Raw genomic sequence first — 17,516 nt, forward strand, 5'->3', positions numbered from 1 at the left:
CCGGACCTCGGGCTACCTGGCCGGTCCGAACGACGTCTACGTCTCGATGAACCTGGTCCGCAAGAACGGCCTGCGCCGCGGTGACGCGATCACCGGCGCGGTGCGCGCCCCGCGCGACGGCGAGCAGAGCAACCAGCGGCAGAAGTTCGATCCGCTGGTGCGGCTCGACACGGTCAACGGCGGCGAGGTCGAGGCGGCCAAGCGGCGCCCCGAGTTCAGCAAGCTCACCCCGCTGTACCCGAACCAGCGGCTGCGGCTCGAGACTCAGCCGAACAAGCTGACCACCCGCGTCATCGACCTGATCATGCCGATCGGCAAGGGCCAGCGCGCCCTGATCGTCTCGCCGCCCAAGGCCGGTAAGACGACGATCATGCAGGACATCGCGAACGCCATCGCCATCAACAACCCCGAGGTCTACCTCATGGTGGTGCTGGTCGACGAGCGTCCCGAAGAGGTCACCGACATGCAGCGCTCGGTGAAGGGTGAGGTCATCGCCTCCACCTTCGACCGGCCGCCGTCAGACCACACCTCGGTCGCCGAGCTCGCCATCGAGCGCGCCAAGCGCCTGGTGGAGATGGGCAAAGACGTTGTGGTGCTGCTGGACTCGATCACCCGCCTGGGTCGCGCGTACAACAACTCCTCGCCGGCCTCGGGTCGAATCCTGTCCGGTGGTGTCGACTCCACCGCGCTGTACCCGCCCAAGCGGTTCCTCGGCGCGGCGCGCAACATCGAGAACGGTGGCTCGCTCACCATCATCGCGACCGCGATGGTGGAGACCGGCTCGACCGGTGACACGGTCATCTTCGAGGAGTTCAAGGGCACCGGTAACGCGGAGCTCAAGCTGGACCGCAAGATCGCGGAACGGCGCGTGTTCCCCGCGGTGGACGTCAACCCGTCCGGTACTCGTAAGGACGAGCTACTGCTCAACCCCGACGAGGCCGCGGTGCTGCACAAGCTGCGTCGCGTACTGTCCGGCCTGGACTCGCACCAGGCGATCGATCTGCTGATCGACCGTCTGAAGAAGTCCAAGAACAACCTCGAGTTCCTCATGCAGGTGAGCAAGACCGCTCCCGGCGCCCTGGACGAGTAAGTTCGCCAGCCGTACCGCCGAAAGGGCCTCGCACACGCGGGGCCCTTTCGGCTTGTTCCGGCTCCCCGCGTATTCGGGCCGGACTCGTGTGGCGCGATAGTCACGGCCGGCAAGCACTCGGCCAAGTTCTGGGCGTCCCCGTTGAGTTGCCCGTGTTCCCGTGAGAGCGGCCGCCGAGAGGATGCGCTCCAAGCAGGTCCCTCTCGGCGGCGGCGGATTGAAGAACATCCAGCCGATGATCGCCGCGCCGCTGATGAGACAGCCGAGGATGATCGTGCCCATCGACACCGCACTCCCCTCCGGAGCGGTGGTCGAAGCCTGGATGTACCCGGCGGTTCGCGGTTTCGCCGTCGCGGTGTCCGGAACGGCGAACCAACCGCACACGACGGCGAGGATCAACAGTCCGAAGATCGCGGACGCGATCCGGACCTGCACCGCTGGACCTCGCAGACGCTCGCTCACAAGTGCTCCCTTCGCTGATCACCGCACGCCGCTGTGCCGCCATGCCGGCCGGACCGGCACTTACTGCTGGTTCTCAAACTCTATGAACGGAGCTGTTCGCATTCCTGAGTAGCGAACTACCCGTCTTCAGAGTTCCTGAGACAGGGCCGGTGCGCGTGCCCGAACTTCCTGGGGCGGTGGGTGTAGGGGGAGTACCTAGGGTGGGAACAAACCACCCGCCGGGGGTGTTTTGGGAGCGTAGGGACTGTTCTGGCATACTGAACGGTCGTTGCGCCTGCTTCGTCAGAGCAGGGCTCCCGCCTAGTCGGCTCCGGTTCACGTTCCCGCGATTCCCGCGCGAGCGACCCGGCGGCCAATATCGAGAGGACACCCATGAAGGCAGGAATTCACCCGACGTATGTCGACACCACGGTCGTCTGTGGTTGCGGCAATACGTTCCAGACTCGCAGCACCAAGGAGTCGGGACACATCAACGTCGAGGTCTGCTCGCAGTGCCACCCGTTCTACACCGGCAAGCAGAAGATTCTCGACACCGGTGGCCGCGTCGCCCGCTTCGAGGCGCGCTACGGCAAGCGTGCGGGCAAGAAGGACGACGCCGCAGCCAAGTAGCTTCCTCGCCGACGCCCGGTCCTGCTCAGCAGGCCGGGCGTCGGTGTTTTTCACGCGGCCTCGCGCATTCGTCGTGTGCGGGTCCGGCTCTGGACAGGGAAATCAGGAAGAGGAAGCATCGTGACGCAACCGTCCGCGATCGACGATATTCTGGCCGAGCACGCCGGCCTGGAGACGCAGCTGGCCGATCCGGCGCTGCACAACGATCCGGGCGCCGCGCGCCGGGTCGGCAAGCGGTTCGCCGAACTCGCGCCGATCATGGCGACCTATACCAAGCTGAAGACCGCGCGCGAGGACCTCGCCGCCGCGCGGGAACTCGGCGCCGACGACGCGACGTTCGCCGCCGAGATCCCCGAGCTGGAAAGTCAGGTCGCCGAGCTGGAGCAGACCCTCGCGGACCTGCTCGCTCCGCGCGATCCGCACGACGGCGACGATGTGGTGCTCGAGGTGAAATCCGGTGAGGGCGGCGAGGAATCGGCGCTGTTCGCCGCCGACCTGGCCCGCATGTACATCCGCTACGCCGAACGGCACGGCTGGAAGGTTGAGGTGCTCGACGTCACCGCGTCGGATCTCGGCGGCTATAAGGACGCCACGCTGTCGATCAAGAGCAGGGACGCCGCGCGCGACGGCGTCTGGTCGCGATTCAAGTTCGAGGGCGGCGTGCACCGGGTGCAGCGGGTTCCGGTGACCGAGTCGCAGGGCCGCATCCACACCTCGGCCGCGGGCGTGCTCATCTACCCGGAGCCCGACGAGGTCGAGGCCGTGCAGATCGACGAGACCGACCTGCGCATCGACGTCTACCGTTCGTCGGGCAAGGGCGGCCAGGGCGTCAACACCACCGACTCGGCCGTTCGCATCACCCACCTGCCCTCCGGCATCGTGGTGACCTGTCAGAACGAGCGTTCCCAGCTGCAGAACAAGGCCCGCGCCATGCAGGTGCTCGCGGCCCGGCTGCAGGCGCTCGCCGAGGAGCAGGCCGATCAGGAGGCCGCGGCGGGCCGGGCCAGCCAGATCCGCACGGTCGACCGTTCCGAGCGCATCCGCACCTACAACTTCCCGGAGAACCGGATCGCCGATCACCGCATCGGCTTCAAGGCGCACAACCTGGACGCCGTGCTCGACGGCGACATGGACGCCCTGCTGGACGCACTCGGTAAAGCCGACCGCGAAGCGCGGATGGCGGCCGAGTAAATGACCCGCGTAGCTTTGCGCCCCGCGATCAACGAGGCCGTCGAGACCTTGCGCACGGCCGGGGTGCACAGCCCCCGCGCCGACGCCGAACTGCTGGCCGCGCACGTGATCCAGGTAGAGCGCAGCCGATTGGCGCTCACGCCGCTCGTCGCGCCGGAGCGACTGGCCGAGTACCGCGCGTTGGTCGAACGGCGGGCCCAGCGAATTCCCTTGCAGCACTTGACCGGAACCGTCGCCATGGGCGAGATCGACCTCGCCGTCGGGCCCGGCGTCTTCGTGCCGCGCCCGGAGACCGAGCTACTGTTCGCCTGGGCGCTGGCTCAGCTCGAGGCGCTGCCGCACGACCACTCGCCCGTCGTCGTCGACCTGTGCACCGGCTCCGGCGCGCTGGCGCTCGCCATCGCGCACGCCCGCCCCGACGCGGAAGTCCATGCGGTAGAACTGGATCCGGGCGCGCTGACGTGGGCGCGCCGCAATGCGGACCGGTGCATCGCCGACGGTGACACCCCCATCACCCTCTACGCCGACGACGTGACCGACCCGAATCTGCTCACCGATCTCAACGGCCGAGTCGACGTGGTGGTGTCCAACCCGCCCTACATTCCGGACGGCACACGGCTGGATCCCGAAGTGGCCGACCACGATCCGCACCTGGCGCTGTTCGGCGGCCCGGACGGCCTCGACGTGGTCCGCGGCATGATCCCTGCCATCGCCCGCCTGCTGCGCGCCGGCGCAGCCACCGCCATCGAACACGACGACGCCAACGGCGCCGAACTCGCCGCTCTGCTGGGCAAAGCCGATTTCACCGACGTCGTCGAACATCCCGACCTCGCGGGAAAGCCCCGCTTCGTCGTGGCCACGCGGCGCTGACCCCAGGGCGGTTAGGCCCTAATACTCGCCGACGCGCGACAGCGTGACAGGATGTGAGTCGTGAGTACCGTCTACGACTGCGCGGAACCCGACACGCGCGCCGCCGGACTGACCGCAGCCACCAGTGCCCTGAAGTCCGGGCGACTCGTCGTGCTGCCCACCGACACGCTGTACGGCCTGGCCGCGGACGCCTTCGACTCCACCGCGGTGAGCTCGCTGCTCGCGGCCAAGCGTCGCGGCCGCGACATGCCGGTGCCCGTGCTGGTCGGCTCCTGGCACACCATCGACGGCTTGGTCTTCTCGGTGCGCCCGCAGGCCCGCGAGCTGATCCGGGCGTTCTGGCCCGGCGGCCTGAGTCTCGTTGTGCAGCAAGCGCCTTCGCTCGCGTGGGACCTCGGTGACACCCGCGGCACGGTCATGCTCCGGATGCCGCTGCACCCGGTCGCGCTCGAGCTGCTGCGCGAGGTCGGCCCCCTGGCCGTCTCCAGCGCCAACGTCTCCGGGCAGCCGCCCGCCAAGACCGCCGCGGAGGCCCGCGACCAACTGGGCGATCTCGTCAGTGTCTACCTCGACGGCGGGCCTGCCGAGCACGCCGTCGCCTCCACCATCGTCGATCTCACGGCCGACCAGCCGCGCATCCTGCGCGAGGGCGCGGTACCCATCGCCGACATCGCCGACGTGCTCGGCATGTCGCCGGAGGCGCTGTCCAGCGCCTCCATCCGATGATCGGTGGGTGCCGCGGATGACTGGTTCGGGTGCGGTCGTCCCCCTACGGGAGCTCCTGCTCGTCCTGCTCATCTCCGCGGTCGTGACGTTCCTCGCCACCGGCGGAATCCGGGTGCTGGCCATCGGTTTCGGCGCCGTCGCGGTGCCGCGCGAGCGTGACGTGCACGTCAAGCCGATTCCCCGGATGGGCGGCGTCGGCATCTACGTCGGGGTGGTCGCGGCGATGCTGTTCGCGCACCAGTTACCCGCGCTGCGGCGCGGCTTCGACTACAGCCCGAACATCCCGCTCGCGGTGCTGGTGGCCAGCACGATCATCGTCGTCGTCGGCATCGTCGACGACCGCTGGGGTCTGGACGCGCTGACGAAGTTCGCCGGACAGGTGACCGCGGCCGGCGTGATGGCCGTCATGGGTCTGAGCTGGTACAGCATCTACAACCCGTTCAACAACACCACCGTGTTCCTGGACGCGCTGCAAGGCGGCCTGATCACGGTGGCCGTGTCGGTCACCCTGGTCAACGCGATGAACTTCGTCGACGGACTCGACGGGCTGGCGGCCGGCCTGGGACTGATCGCGGCGGTGGCCGTGTTCGTGTTCGCGCTCGGCCTGATGAACGAGCAGGGCGGCTCGGTCGACACCTACCCGCCCGCGCTGCTCGCCGCCGCACTGGCCGGCGCCTGTCTCGGGTTCCTGCCGCACAACTTCCAGCCCGCGCGGATATTCATGGGCGACTCCGGCTCGATGCTCATCGGCCTGGTGCTCGCGGCCGTCTCCACCAGCGCGTCGGGGCGCATCCCGTTGCAGGGCTTCGGCACCCGCGACATCGTGGGTCTGCTGTCGCCGTTGCTGCTGGTGGGCGCGGTCATGTTTATCCCTGTGCTGGATTTGGTGCTGGCGATCGTGCGCCGGGTGCGCGCGGGTGTGAGCTTCTCCACTCCGGACAAGATGCATCTGCACCACCGGTTGCTTCAGATCGGGCACTCGCACCGGCGGGTCGTGCTGCTCATCTATTTGTGGGTCGGGATCCTCGCGTTCGGCGCGGTCGGCACGGCGTTGATGAACCTCACACTCGTCGTTCTGCTGGTGGCGGGCGGGCTGGTCTTCGCGCTGGTCGTGACGGCTATTCCGGGCCTGCGGCGCGGGGAGGCGGCTGGGGACCGGCCGCCCTCCGGGTAAGGTTCGAAGACGTGAACTTCACACCCACTCCGGTCCAAGGTCCCGACGCCCCGCTGAAGGCTGCGCTGCGTTACGGGTTGATCGGGCTCGGCGTTCTGGTGGTTTTGTCGGTCGCGATCGGCGCCGCGGCCGCGGGAACTGCCGGTCTGTGGGGTGCGCTGATCGGCTCGGCAATCGGCGGCGGCTTCATTCTGACCACCGCCGCCGTGGTGTTGTTCGGCGCGAAATTGCCGCCGTCCACCGCCGGCATGGTGATGTTGGCCAGTTGGGTGGGCAAAATGTTGGTTGCGCTACTGGTCATAGCAATACTGAATCAATTCGAGTTTTATGACCGAATGGTCCTTTTCCTGACCGTGATCGGCGCGCTGGTCATCGTGCTCGGCGCGGAGACGTATGGCGTTGTCCGCCAGAAGGTTCCGTACGTGACGGTGCCGGATCCGAGCCCGGAGACGCCCGCCCGGGAAGATTGATCCCCACCCACCTACACGCTGTCGTAGATAACTTGGTAAAGTGTTGGTAAGCAAGCAACCAAGCGAGGGGGGATCGTCGAGATCCCTCCGAGTGCCGCTATGCTTACTGCCGTGCCGGGCTCTGCGAGTTCCGGTTCTGCATGTCGACGATGTCGCCGACACACGTACAGACGCCAGGTGGAATCCAAACCCGCCGCACAGCTGCTGACGAACTTCGAGCCGACCTGAGTCGACCCAAATTGATCGTCAATGTCCGATCGAACCGCGGGATCAACCGAACCCACGGCCCGAACACGGGAGAGAACGCTGAGCGTCACCACTTTGGCGGGCGAGTTCCACGCGCCATCGCTGTCCGACTTCTTCCCTCCAGCACTGCTGTTCGAGGGTACGCCGTTCGAACTCGATCGTTTGATGCTGATCAGGCTGCTCATGTCGGCGGTCCTGATTATCGTGATGATGCTCGCATTCCGGAATCCCCGGCTCGTCCCGCGCGGCCTGCAGAACATCGCCGAAACCGGCCTGGTGTTCGTCAAGGAGCAGATTGCCGACGAGGTGCTGGGTAAGGAAACCGGTCGCAAGTACTTTCCGCTGATCGCGACAATCTTCTTCTCGGTGCTCTTTCTGAACTTCTCCGGCATCATTCCGGGCCTGAACATCTCGTCGAACGCCCGAGTCGGCTTTCCGCTGGTGCTGGCCTTGATCGCCTACCTCGCGTTCAACTACGTGGGTATCAAGAAGTACGGGTTCCTCACCTACATGCGCAGCAGCATCGTGGTTCCGAATGTTCCGCCCGCGCTGCATGTGCTGCTGATTCCGATCGAGTTCATCTCGACATTCGTGCTGCGGCCGTTCACGCTGACCGTCCGACTCATGGCCAACATGCTGGCCGGACACATCATGCTGGTGCTTTTCTTCAGCGCCACCTGGTTCTTCCTGTTCGACGCCGTCGCGTGGATGAAGGTGTTCTCGCCCTTCTCGCTGATCGCGGGTCTCGGTTTCACCCTCTTCGAGATCCTGGTCATCTTCTTGCAGGCCTACGTTTTCGCGCTGCTGACGGCGGTCTACATCGGACTCGCCCAGCACGCAGATTCGCACTGACCCACAACTACCGGATATCTGCTACACACGCCGACCGGCGCGTGAGCAACAGAAAGGGAAATGGAACTCATGAGCCTCGCGTACTTGGCCCAGGAAGCCGCTTCGACCTCCGACAAGATCAAGGGCTACGGCGCCATCGGCTACGGTCTGGCCGCCATCGGTCCCGGCATCGGCGTCGGCATCGTTGTCGGTAAGGCGATCGAGGGCATTGCCCGTCAGCCCGAGCTCCAGGGCACGATCCGCACCAACATGTTCCTCGGTATCGCCTTCACCGAGGCCCTCGCCCTGATCGGCCTTGTGGCCGGGTTCATCTTCTGATTGCCATGAACGGGCTTTCTGTACTTGCCGCGGATGCGGGGGAGGACATCAACCCCCTCATCCCCGAGACGTACGACATCGTGTGGTCGGTGGTCTGCATCGCGATCATCGGCTTGGTTTTCTACAAATATGTGATCCCGCGCTTGATGAAGGTGCTCGACGAGCGCAGCGACCGGATCGAGGGCGGCATCGCCCGCGCCGAGGCCGCACAGGAAGAGGCGCAGCTCACGCTGCAGCAGTACCAGCAGCAGCTGGCCGAGGCTCGCCTGGAGGCCTCGCGCATCCGCGAGGAGGCGCGCACCCAGGGCCAGCAGATCCTCGCGCAGATGCGCGCGGACGCGCAGGCCGAGAGCGACCGCATCGTGGCCGCGGGCCACAGCCAGCTCGAGGCACAGCGCCAGCAAATCCTGACCGAACTGCGCTCCGAACTCGGCCACACCGCCGTAGATTTGGCCGAAAAGATTATCGGCCAGTCGGTTTCGGACGAAGCTAAGCAGGCGGCGTCGATCGAACGGTTCCTGACCGAGCTCGACGACGAGTCGAAAGCCGGCATCGGGGTCGGAAGGTAGCGACACGAAAGTGAGAAGCATGTACGCAGCGAGCCGCGAGGCCTGCGCCCGGTCTCGGGAGGCGCTCAGGGCCGCTCTGACCGGAAGCGACAGTGTCGCGGCCACGACGGGGTCCGAACTGTTCGCCGTTGTCGCCGTGCTGGACGACCAGCGTTCGCTGCGTGTTGCGCTCGCGGACGTGTCGGTGCCCGGATCGGCTCGGGCCGAGCTCAGCGAGCGGGTCTTCAGCGGCAAGGTCAGCGCGGCCACCCAGGCCGTGCTGACCACCGCGGTGGCCCAGGACTGGTCTCGGACCGCCGATCTGATCGACACCCTGGTGTTGCTCGGGCAGGAAGCGTTGCTGGAGTCGGCGTCCGACAGTGGTCGGCTCGACGCGGTCGAGGACGAGCTGTTCCGGCTCGGTCGGATCATCAGCGACAACCCCGACCTGGAGCAGGCCCTCTCCGATCGGACGAAGCCGGCCGAGGCCAAGCGGGAACTGATCGACGGCCTGCTCACCGGCAAGACCGAAGCCATCACGCTGACCCTGGCTGAGCAGGTGGTGACCAGGCAGAAGACGGCAGTCGGGGCGGCATTCGACGAACTGTCCGACCTGGCCGCGGCCCGCCGCGACCAGATCGTGGCGCACGTGCGTGCGGCGATCGAACTGTCGGCGCAGCAGCGTGAGCGGCTCGCCGCCTCGCTGAAGCGCATCTACGGCAAGCCGGTCCAGGTCCACGTACAGGTCGACCCGAGTCTGCTGAGCGGGCTGGTCGTGCACGTCGGCGACGACGTGATCGACGGCAGCGCCATCGGCCGGCTCGAACGGCTGCGTCGGTCCCTGACCTGACGTCCACCCCGTCGGCTTCGCCGGCCGACGCCCACACCCCCGACATTCGACACAGCGAGAGCAGGAAGAACATGGCGGAGCTGACGATCTCCTCCGACGAGATCCGTAGCGCGATCGAGAGCTACACGCAGAGCTACACCCCCGAGACCTCCATCGAAGAAGTCGGTGTCGTCACCGACACCAGCGACGGCATCGCGCACGTCAGCGGCCTGCCCTCGGCGATGGCCAACGAACTGCTCGAGTTCCCGGGTGGCGTGCTCGGCGTCGCGCTGAACCTCGAGGACCGCTCGATCGGTGCGGTCATCCTCGGCGAGTACGCCGACCTCGAAGAGGGCCAGCAGGTCCGGCGGACCGGCGACGTGCTCTCCGTTCCGGTGGGCGACAACTTCCTCGGCCGCGTGGTCGACCCGCTCGGCCAGCCGATCGACGGCCTGGGCGAGATCGAGGCCGACGAGCGCCGCGTGCTGGAGCTGCAGGCCGCGACCGTGCTGGAGCGTCAGCCGGTCGAGGAGCCGCTGGCCACCGGCATCACCGCCATCGACGCCCTGACCGCCATCGGCCGCGGCCAGCGTCAGCTGATCATCGGCGACCGCAAGACCGGCAAGACCGCGGTCTGCATCGACGCGATCCTGGCGCAGAAGGCGAACTGGGACTCCGGCGACCCGAGCAAGCAGGTGCGCTGCATCTACGTCGCCATCGGCCAGAAGGGCTCCACCATCGCGGGCGTCAAGACCGCGCTCGAGGCCCGTGGCGCGCTGGAGTACACCACCATCGTCGCCGCCCCCGCGTCCGACTCCGCCGGCTTCAAATGGCTTGCGCCCTACACGGGTTCGGCCCTCGGCCAGCACTGGATGTACCAGGGCAAGCACGTCCTCATCGTGTTCGACGACCTGACCAAGCAGGCCGAGGCCTACCGCGCCATCTCGCTGCTGCTGCGCCGCCCGCCGGGCCGCGAGGCGTACCCGGGTGACGTCTTCTACCTGCACTCGCGCCTGCTGGAGCGTTGCGCCAAGCTCTCCGACGAGATGGGCGCGGGCTCGATGACCGGTCTGCCGATCATCGAGACCAAGGCCAACGACATCTCGGCGTTCATCCCGACCAACGTCATCTCCATCACCGACGGCCAGGTCTTCCTCGAGTCCGACCTGTTCAACAAGGGCGTCCGCCCGGCGATCAACGTCGGTACCTCGGTCTCCCGTGTCGGTGGCGCCGCCCAGACCAAGGGCATGAAGAAGGTCGCCGGCTCGCTGCGCCTGGAGATGGCGCAGTTCCGTGAGCTGGAGGCGTTCTCCGCCTTCGCCTCCGACCTCGACGCCGCGTCGCTGGCGCAGCTCGAGCGCGGCGCCCGCTGGGTCGAGCTGCTCAAGCAGGATCAGTACTCGCCGGTTCCGGTCGAGAACCAGATCGTCTCGATCTTCCTGGTCGACGCGGGCTACTACGACTCGGTCCCGGTCGCCGACATCCGCCGCTTCAACAGCGAGCTGCTCGAGCACCTGCACCGCGCCGCGCCCGACGCCTTCAAGTCGATCGAGGGCGGCAAGGTCCTGCAGAACGAGGCGGCCGATCAGATCAAGGCCGAGACCGACAAGTTCAAGCAGGGCTTCCTCGCCTCCGACGGCAGCCGGGTGGTGAACGAGGCCGAGGCGGGCGATCTCGAGCACGAAGAGGTCGAGACGCTGTCGGTCACCCGCAAGCACGTCGAGAAGTGACCCAGGTCCGGGACTGATGCGAGTAAAAACCGATGCGAATGAAGGGAGTGTGACTGATGGCAAGTTTGCGTGAATTGCGCTCCCGCATTCGTGGTGTGAATTCGATCAAGAAGATCACCAAGGCCCAGGAGCTGATCGCGACCTCGCGAATCTCCAAGGCGCAGGCCAGGGTCGCGGCCGCCAAGCCGTACGCCGAGGAGATCACCAAGGTCCTCGGCGAGCTGGCGAGCGCGTCGAAGAACCTGACCCACCCGCTGCTGACCGAGCGCCCCGAGCCGCGCCGGGCTGCGGTGCTGGTGATCACCAGTGACAGCGGCATGGCCGGCGGCTACAACTCCAACGTGCTCAAGCGCGCCGAAGAGTTGATGCACACGCTGCGTGGCGAGGGCAAAGAACCGGTGATCTACGTGATGGGCAGCAAGGGCATCACGTACTACACCTTCCGCAACCGCCCGCTGGTCGGCGCGTGGCACGGGTTCTCGCAGCAGCCGAAGTACACCGATGCCTCGGAGGCCTGCCACCACCTGGTCGACGCGTTCATGGCGGGCGCCGACGGACAGGTGCCCGCTCCGGACGGATCGGGCGAGATCGCGGGTGTCGACGAGTTGCACATCGTGTACACCCGGTTCGTGTCGATGCTGACGCAGACCCCGGAGGTGCGCCGCCTGGCGCCGATCCAGGTGAGCTACGTCGACGAGAACTTCGACATGGGTGAGGACTTCGTGTCCGATTCGCCGACGGCGGATGTGCACGCGCAGTACGAGTTCGAGCCCGACGCCGATGTGCTGCTGGCGGCCCTGCTGCCGAAGTACATCAATACGCGTATCTACTCATCGTTGCTCGAGGCAGCGGCATCCGAGTCCGCGGCTCGGCGCACCGCAATGAAGGCAGCCACCGATAACGCCAACGAACTTGCCACGGATCTTTCCCGGCAGGCGAACTCGGTGCGGCAGGCCCAGATCACGCAGGAAATCAGCGAAATTGTCGGCGGCGTAAACGCGCTGGCTTCGAGCTCGGACCGCGACTAGAGAAGCGCTGCGACATGAGAGTCAGGCCCGAAGGAGGCAGCTTGCGTAACCACGCAGGGCCCTTCGAATGTCGCCAACCAACCCGGAGAGAATAATGACCGCAGCAGTCACGCAAGACAACACGAGTCGGACCGGCGCGGACTCAGGTCGCGTCGTCCGAGTCATCGGCCCCGTCGTCGACGTCGAGTTCCCCCGTGGCTCGATCCCCGACCTGTTCAACGCTCTGCACGCCGAGATCGAGCTGACCTCGGTGGCGAAGACGTTGACCCTCGAGGTCGCCCAGCACCTCGGCGACGGCATCGTGCGTTGCATCTCGATGCAGCCCACCGACGGCCTGGTCCGCAGCGCCACCGTCACCGACACCGGCAAGCCGATCTCGGTGCCGGTCGGCGACGTCGTCAAGGGCCACGTCTTCAACGCCCTCGGCGATTGCCTGGACAGCCCCGGCCTCGGCCGCGACGGCGAGCAGTGGGGCATCCACCGCAAGCCCCCGTCATTCGACCAGCTCGAGGGTAAGACCGAGATCCTGGAGACGGGCATCAAGGTCATCGACCTGCTCACCCCGTACGTGAAGGGTGGCAAGATCGGCCTGTTCGGTGGCGCCGGCGTCGGCAAGACCGTGCTCATCCAGGAGATGATCACCCGTATCGCGCGGGAGTTCTCCGGTACCTCCGTGTTCGCCGGCGTCGGCGAGCGCACCCGTGAGGGCACCGACCTGCGTCTGGAGATGGAGGAGATGGGCGTCCTCCCGGACACCGCCCTCGTCTTCGGCCAGATGGACGAGCCGCCGGGCACCCGTATGCGCGTCGCGCTCTCGGCCCTCACCATGGCCGAGTACTTCCGCGACGTGCAGCACCAGGACGTGCTGCTGTTCATCGACAACATCTTCCGGTTCACCCAGGCCGGTTCCGAGGTGTCGACCCTGCTCGGCCGCATGCCCTCGGCCGTCGGTTACCAGCCGACGCTGGCCGACGAGATGGGCGAGCTGCAGGAGCGCATCACCTCGACCCGTGGCCGGTCGATCACCTCGCTGCAGGCGATCTATGTGCCCGCCGACGACTACACCGACCCGGCGCCGGCGACCACCTTCGCCCACCTCGACGCGACGACCGAGCTCTCCCGCCCGATCTCGCAGAAGGGCATCTACCCGGCTGTCGACCCGCTGACCTCGACGTCGCGGATCCTGGAGGCGTCCATCGTCGGTGACCGGCACTTCGCCGTCGCCAACGAGGTGAAGCGAATCCTGCAGAAGTACAAGGAACTTCAGGACATCATCGCCATCCTCGGCATGGACGAGCTCTCCGAGGAGGACAAGGTCCTCGTCGGCCGCGCCCGTCGTCTGGAGAAGTTCCTCGGCCAGAACTTCATCGTGGCCGAGAAGTTCACCGGCCAGGTCGGTTCGGTGGTTCCGCTGGAGCAGACCATCGACGACTTCGACCGGGTCTGCAAGGGCGAGTTCGACCACTTCCCGGAGCAGGCGTTCAACAGCTGCGGTGGTCTCGACGATGTCGAGGCGGCCGCGAAGAAGATCGCCGGAAAGTAGTCCCGATGTCGGAAATGTCAGTTGATCTCGTCGCCGTCGAACGGCTGCTCTGGTCCGGCCAGGCGACGTTCGTCAGCGCGCAGACCACCGAGGGTCAGATCGGCATCATGCCGGGCCACGAGCCGCTGCTCGGCCAGCTGGTCGAGGGCGGCACGGTGGCCATCGTCTCCACCGACGGCGAGCGCATCGTCGCGGCGGTGCACGGCGGCTTCTTCTCCGTGACCGCCACGACGGTCCGGATCCTGGCCGAGTCGGCGGAGTTCGCCGACGAGGTGGATGTCGAGGCGGCCCGGCGCGTGCTGGCCGACTCGGCGGCCAGCGAAGAGGACCAGCTGGCAGCGCAGGCTCAGGTCCGCGCGGCGGAGCAGGCCGCGAACGCGTAGCGCGAACAACCGGATACAAGGCACTGACCGTCGGCGGCGAAGGGTTCTTCGCCGCCGGCGGTCGTCTTTTATGGGTTGAGCGGCGTCTCAATACACGGCCCCCCAGTTTGTAAACTTGGTGTCGTGGTTGAATGACCGCACGGCGGTGCGACCGACCAGCCCGGAGGCGGTAGCCTCGGGCGCAGCCGATCCGGGAGCCGCAGAGCTGAACCCGGGTGCGGTGTACGCGCAACCGCCAATTGAATAGAGCGCCGACGGCGACAGAGCGAAGGGACGAACTGCATTGCAGACCGGGATGGTTCTCCTGATCATTCTGGTGCTCACGCTCGTCTTCCTCGCCTTGGCCTCCACTTATCGCCTGATCATGTTGCGGCGCGGCGGAACCGCCGCATTGCTGCGTGTATTGCCCGCCCGCGGTGGTCAAGGCTGGCGGCACGGACTCATCCGTTACGACGAGGACCGATTGGTCTTTTTCAAGCTGACGAGTCTTAAACTCGGCCCGGACTGCACAATTCACCGCCAGGGCATCGAGATCGGCGACCGCCGCGCGCCCGTCGGCGACGAATACGACATCATGAGCGACGACATCGCGGTGATCGCCGTGACCGATCGCGACGGCGGCTACGAGCTGGCTCTCGATCGTGCCTCGCGGACCGCTTTCCTGTCCTGGGTCGAGTCCCGCCCCTCCGATCGCACGCGCCGGATGCGGTAGGTGCGGTAGTCAGCGCCCTTCGCGCACCACGGAATTCGCGAAGGCATGGGGAACTCGTCGGATACGGGCTCGCCCCGTCACTGAATATGGTCGGCCGCCGACGTTAATCTGGGTCTGGCCCGAAGACACGGAGAGGCGGAACACGGTGAGCGTGCATTTGACGCGGATCTATACGCGTACCGGCGACGATGGGACGACCGGTCTCAGCGATTTCTCGCGGGTCGCGAAGACCGATCCGCGGTTGGTCGCCTACGCGGACTGTGACGAGACCAACGCCGCGATCGGCGTGGCGATCGCGCTCGGGCAACCCGGCGAGCAGCTGCGCGAGGTGTTGTCGCAGGTGCAGAACGATCTCTTCGATGCGGGCGCGGACCTGTCCACCCCCGTTGTCGCCGAGCCGAAGTACCCGCCGCTGCGCATCACCCAGCCCTACATCGACCGGCTCGAAGGCTGGTGCGACGAGTTCAATGCCGAACTGCCCGCGCTGAATTCGTTCATCCTGCCCGGCGGGACCCCGCTGGCGGCGCTGCTGCACACGGCGCGCACCGTCGCCCGCCGCGCGGAACGTTCCGCCTGGGCCGCCATCGAGACACACCCGGACGACACGAACGTCTTGCCGGCCAAGTACCTCAACCGGCTGTCGGATCTTCTGTTCATCCTGAGCCGCGTGGCCAACCCGGGCGGCGATATCCTGTGGAAGCCCGGCGGAACCAGGTCGAGCACCTCATAATGCTCGAGACGCGAGGACGCATGTCGGGAACGGAAGGCGGCGAAGCCGACGGGCGTGGGTGAATTCAGCCCGGCACCCGACCGCCGGCCCGCAACCGAACTACCGTGGCACCCACTAGCGCGCTGAATACCCGAAGTGGCGGAACAGTGCCGCAACTATCCTTGCACCCAACAGTGCGCCGAATACGCGGAGAGGCGGCATGGAACGGTTTTTGGTTACCGGCGGGAATCGACTCGTCGGTGAAGTCGCGGTGGGAGGCGCGAAGAACAGCGTCCTCAAGCTGATGGCCGCTGCCTTGCTGGCCGAGGGCACCACCACGATCACGAACTGCCCGGACATTCTCGACGTGCCGCTGATGGGTGACGTGCTGCGCGGACTCGGCTGCGACGTGGCGATCGACGCGGGGACGGTCACGATCACCACCCCGGCGGAGCCGAAGTACCACGCCGACTTCCCCGCGGTGACGCAGTTCCGTGCGTCGGTCTGCGTGCTCGGACCGCTGATGGCGCGCTGCAAGCGCGCGGTCGTCGCGCTGCCCGGCGGCGACGCGATCGGCTCGCGCCCGCTCGACATGCACCAGGCCGGCCTGCGCTTGCTCGGCGCGACGAGCGAGATCGAGCACGGCTGCGTGGTCGCGCGGGCCGACGAGCTGCAGGGCGCCAAGATTCGCCTCGACTTCCCCTCGGTGGGCGCCACCGAGAACATCCTGATGGCCGCGGTGCTCGCCGAGGGCGAGACGGTGATCGACAACGCCGCGCGCGAACCCGACATCGTCGACCTGTGCAACATGCTCGTGCAGATGGGTGCCCGGATCACCGGCGCGGGCACCTCCGTGCTGACCGTGCAGGGCGTCAAGCGGCTCTCGCCGACGACGCACCGGGTGATCGGCGACCGCATCGTCGCCGCGACCTGGGGCATCGCCGCGGCCATGACGATGGGCGATGTCCGGGTGACCGGGGTCAACCCCAAGCATCTATCGCTGGTGCTGGACAAGCTGCGCTCGGCGGGCGCGCGAATCTCGTTCGAGCAGGACGGTTTTCGCGTCGTGCAGGCCGAGCGGCCGCGCGCGGTCAACTTCTCCACGCTGCCCTTCCCCGGCTTCCCGACCGATCTCCAGCCGATGGCGATCGGGCTGGCGGCCATCGCCGACGGCACGTCGATGATCACCGAGAACGTCTTCGAGGCGCGTTTCCGCTTCGTGGAGGAGATGATCCGGCTGGGCGCCGACGCGCGGACCGACGGTCATCACGCGGTGGTGCGCGGCATTCCGCGTCTGTCGAGCGCGCCGGTGTGGTCGTCGGATATCCGGGCGGGCGCCGGCTTGGTCCTCGCCGGTCTGGTCGCCGACGGAACCACGGAGGTGCACGACGTGTTCCACATCGACCGCGGGTACCCGAATTTCGTCGAGCAGTTGCAGGCGTTGGGCGGCGATGTGCGGCGTGTGGGTGCGGCGGAATGAGGACATAGCGCCGAAAACCCTTCGTGCCCCGCCCGTCTCCCACCGCCACCCTCAAACGAAACGCTGCGCGTTACCCCCTCTGATCAGGCGATTTGACATGATGCACGCCGACACGTAACTTTATTCAAGTCAGAGCGACACGGACACCGACCCGGAGCCGAGGAGCTGAGCCGAGAGGCTGAGCGAAGGCCCGGGACACGAGGTAGTACGAGGAGCGCCTGACGCTCACACTGGTTCGATCGAGACCCCGATTTGGTTCTGGGGGAGCGGCTGAGCTAAGCTGGATAAGTTGCCTCACCGATCAAGCGGACAAAGTCCGGGAGATGGTGTGTGCGTGTGTTCTTTGAGAACTCAATAGTGTGTCGATGAATGTCAGTGCCAATATGTTTATTGGTTCCGGCCTCTCATACCCCCCGGTTGATGAGGTTGGACATTTAAGTCAGCAAATACTTTTGCTGGCGTTTTGTTTTGCTAGGTTTTCGGACTCTAGTTATTCTTCTGATTGACCCTTCGGGGTTGGTTAAGAGTCTTCAACGGAGAGTTTGA

19 protein-coding genes are annotated in these 17,516 nt (G+C 66.5%); all 19 read left to right on the forward strand.

Annotated features, from left to right (window positions below; translation table 11 throughout):
• Positions 1-1,090, forward strand: a 1,090-nt coding sequence (rho, locus tag ON39_RS06740; RefSeq protein ID WP_040732351.1) for a transcription termination factor Rho, incomplete at its 5' end; no start/stop codon positions are given.
• Between the two features lie 217 nt (positions 1,091-1,307).
• A complete protein-coding gene (locus tag ON39_RS06745) occupies positions 1,308-1,664 on the forward strand; it encodes a hypothetical protein (RefSeq protein ID WP_146251067.1) in 357 nt (118 codons plus the stop codon).
• A 260-nt stretch (positions 1,665-1,924) separates the two neighbouring features.
• On the forward strand, positions 1,925-2,161 hold the full coding sequence (gene rpmE, locus ON39_RS06750) for a 50S ribosomal protein L31 (RefSeq protein WP_040732354.1): 237 nt from the start codon (positions 1,925-1,927) through the stop codon (positions 2,159-2,161).
• Positions 2,162-2,281: 120 nt separating this feature from the next.
• Positions 2,282-3,352 (forward strand): peptide chain release factor 1, encoded by a 1,071-nt coding sequence (gene prfA / locus ON39_RS06755; RefSeq protein WP_040732355.1) that lies wholly within the window; start codon positions 2,282-2,284, stop codon positions 3,350-3,352.
• Positions 3,353-4,222 carry a peptide chain release factor N(5)-glutamine methyltransferase gene (prmC, locus tag ON39_RS06760; protein ID WP_040732356.1) on the forward strand — a complete coding sequence of 290 codons (870 nt, stop codon included), beginning with the start codon at positions 3,353-3,355 and terminating at the stop codon, positions 4,220-4,222.
• 60 nt (positions 4,223-4,282) lie between these two features.
• Entirely contained in the window at positions 4,283-4,948 is a 666-nt protein-coding gene (locus tag ON39_RS06765) for an L-threonylcarbamoyladenylate synthase (RefSeq protein ID WP_040732357.1), read from the forward strand.
• Between the two features lie 16 nt (positions 4,949-4,964).
• Positions 4,965-6,122, forward strand: a complete 1,158-nt coding sequence (locus tag ON39_RS06770) for an MraY family glycosyltransferase (protein ID WP_051186366.1) — start codon at positions 4,965-4,967, stop codon at positions 6,120-6,122.
• Between the two features lie 11 nt (positions 6,123-6,133).
• Positions 6,134-6,592: a Cg1360 family ATP-synthase-associated protein gene (locus ON39_RS06775; RefSeq protein ID WP_040732359.1), complete on the forward strand. Its 459-nt coding sequence runs from the start codon at positions 6,134-6,136 to the stop codon at positions 6,590-6,592.
• 249 nt (positions 6,593-6,841) lie between these two features.
• The gene (atpB, locus tag ON39_RS06780) at positions 6,842-7,690 is read left to right on the forward strand and encodes a F0F1 ATP synthase subunit A (protein WP_174412504.1); all 849 of its coding nucleotides are present in this window, start codon (positions 6,842-6,844) and stop codon (positions 7,688-7,690) included.
• A 69-nt stretch (positions 7,691-7,759) separates the two neighbouring features.
• On the forward strand, positions 7,760-8,008 hold the full coding sequence (locus ON39_RS06785; RefSeq protein WP_040732371.1) for an ATP synthase F0 subunit C: 249 nt from the start codon (positions 7,760-7,762) through the stop codon (positions 8,006-8,008).
• A 5-nt stretch (positions 8,009-8,013) separates the two neighbouring features.
• On the forward strand, positions 8,014-8,577 hold the full coding sequence (locus tag ON39_RS06790) for a F0F1 ATP synthase subunit B (RefSeq protein ID WP_040732360.1): 564 nt from the start codon (positions 8,014-8,016) through the stop codon (positions 8,575-8,577).
• Positions 8,578-8,596: 19 nt separating this feature from the next.
• On the forward strand, positions 8,597-9,406 hold the full coding sequence (locus ON39_RS06795) for a F0F1 ATP synthase subunit delta (RefSeq protein ID WP_040732361.1): 810 nt from the start codon (positions 8,597-8,599) through the stop codon (positions 9,404-9,406).
• A gap of 71 nt (positions 9,407-9,477) precedes the next feature.
• Positions 9,478-11,115, forward strand: coding sequence for a F0F1 ATP synthase subunit alpha (gene atpA, locus ON39_RS06800; RefSeq protein ID WP_040732362.1), 1,638 nt, complete (start codon positions 9,478-9,480; stop codon positions 11,113-11,115).
• 56 nt (positions 11,116-11,171) lie between these two features.
• Positions 11,172-12,143, forward strand: coding sequence for a F0F1 ATP synthase subunit gamma (locus tag ON39_RS06805; RefSeq protein WP_040732363.1), 972 nt, complete (start codon positions 11,172-11,174; stop codon positions 12,141-12,143).
• Positions 12,144-12,237: 94 nt separating this feature from the next.
• Positions 12,238-13,686, forward strand: coding sequence for a F0F1 ATP synthase subunit beta (gene atpD, locus ON39_RS06810; protein WP_040732364.1), 1,449 nt, complete (start codon positions 12,238-12,240; stop codon positions 13,684-13,686).
• A 5-nt stretch (positions 13,687-13,691) separates the two neighbouring features.
• Positions 13,692-14,069 carry a F0F1 ATP synthase subunit epsilon gene (locus ON39_RS06815; protein WP_040732365.1) on the forward strand — a complete coding sequence of 126 codons (378 nt, stop codon included), beginning with the start codon at positions 13,692-13,694 and terminating at the stop codon, positions 14,067-14,069.
• 295 nt (positions 14,070-14,364) lie between these two features.
• A complete protein-coding gene (locus ON39_RS06820; RefSeq protein WP_040732367.1) occupies positions 14,365-14,781 on the forward strand; it encodes a DUF2550 domain-containing protein in 417 nt (138 codons plus the stop codon).
• A 145-nt stretch (positions 14,782-14,926) separates the two neighbouring features.
• Complete coding sequence (locus ON39_RS06825; protein WP_040732368.1) at positions 14,927-15,511, forward strand: cob(I)yrinic acid a,c-diamide adenosyltransferase; 585 nt, start codon at positions 14,927-14,929, stop codon at positions 15,509-15,511.
• Positions 15,512-15,710: 199 nt separating this feature from the next.
• Positions 15,711-16,970 (forward strand): UDP-N-acetylglucosamine 1-carboxyvinyltransferase, encoded by a 1,260-nt coding sequence (murA, locus tag ON39_RS06830; RefSeq protein WP_040732369.1) that lies wholly within the window; start codon positions 15,711-15,713, stop codon positions 16,968-16,970.
• Positions 16,971-17,516: the final 546 nt, after the last annotated feature.

The organism is Nocardia tenerifensis NBRC 101015 (assembly GCF_000308715.1).
In the GTDB taxonomy this organism is placed as follows: domain Bacteria; phylum Actinomycetota; class Actinomycetes; order Mycobacteriales; family Mycobacteriaceae; genus Nocardia; species Nocardia tenerifensis.

Excerpts from the sequence above, each read along its gene's own strand:
- ON39_RS06805 (WP_040732363.1), top strand. The coding sequence starts at position 11,172 with ATGGCAAGTTTGCGTGAATTGCGCTCCCGCATTCGTGGTGTGAATTCG.
- ON39_RS06820 (WP_040732367.1), top strand. The coding sequence starts at position 14,365 with ATGGTTCTCCTGATCATTCTGGTGCTCACGCTCGTCTTCCTCGCCTTG.
- ON39_RS06770 (WP_051186366.1), top strand. The coding sequence starts at position 4,965 with ATGACTGGTTCGGGTGCGGTCGTCCCCCTACGGGAGCTCCTGCTCGTC.
- ON39_RS06815 (WP_040732365.1), top strand. The coding sequence starts at position 13,692 with ATGTCGGAAATGTCAGTTGATCTCGTCGCCGTCGAACGGCTGCTCTGG.
- prmC (WP_040732356.1), top strand. The coding sequence starts at position 3,353 with ATGACCCGCGTAGCTTTGCGCCCCGCGATCAACGAGGCCGTCGAGACC.
- atpA (WP_040732362.1), top strand. The coding sequence starts at position 9,478 with ATGGCGGAGCTGACGATCTCCTCCGACGAGATCCGTAGCGCGATCGAG.
- ON39_RS06785 (WP_040732371.1), top strand. The coding sequence starts at position 7,760 with ATGAGCCTCGCGTACTTGGCCCAGGAAGCCGCTTCGACCTCCGACAAG.
- atpD (WP_040732364.1), top strand. The coding sequence starts at position 12,238 with ATGACCGCAGCAGTCACGCAAGACAACACGAGTCGGACCGGCGCGGAC.
- murA (WP_040732369.1), top strand. The coding sequence starts at position 15,711 with ATGGAACGGTTTTTGGTTACCGGCGGGAATCGACTCGTCGGTGAAGTC.
- atpB (WP_174412504.1), top strand. The coding sequence starts at position 6,842 with ATGTCCGATCGAACCGCGGGATCAACCGAACCCACGGCCCGAACACGG.
- rpmE (WP_040732354.1), top strand. The coding sequence starts at position 1,925 with ATGAAGGCAGGAATTCACCCGACGTATGTCGACACCACGGTCGTCTGT.
- ON39_RS06790 (WP_040732360.1), top strand. The coding sequence starts at position 8,014 with ATGAACGGGCTTTCTGTACTTGCCGCGGATGCGGGGGAGGACATCAAC.
- ON39_RS06795 (WP_040732361.1), top strand. The coding sequence starts at position 8,597 with ATGTACGCAGCGAGCCGCGAGGCCTGCGCCCGGTCTCGGGAGGCGCTC.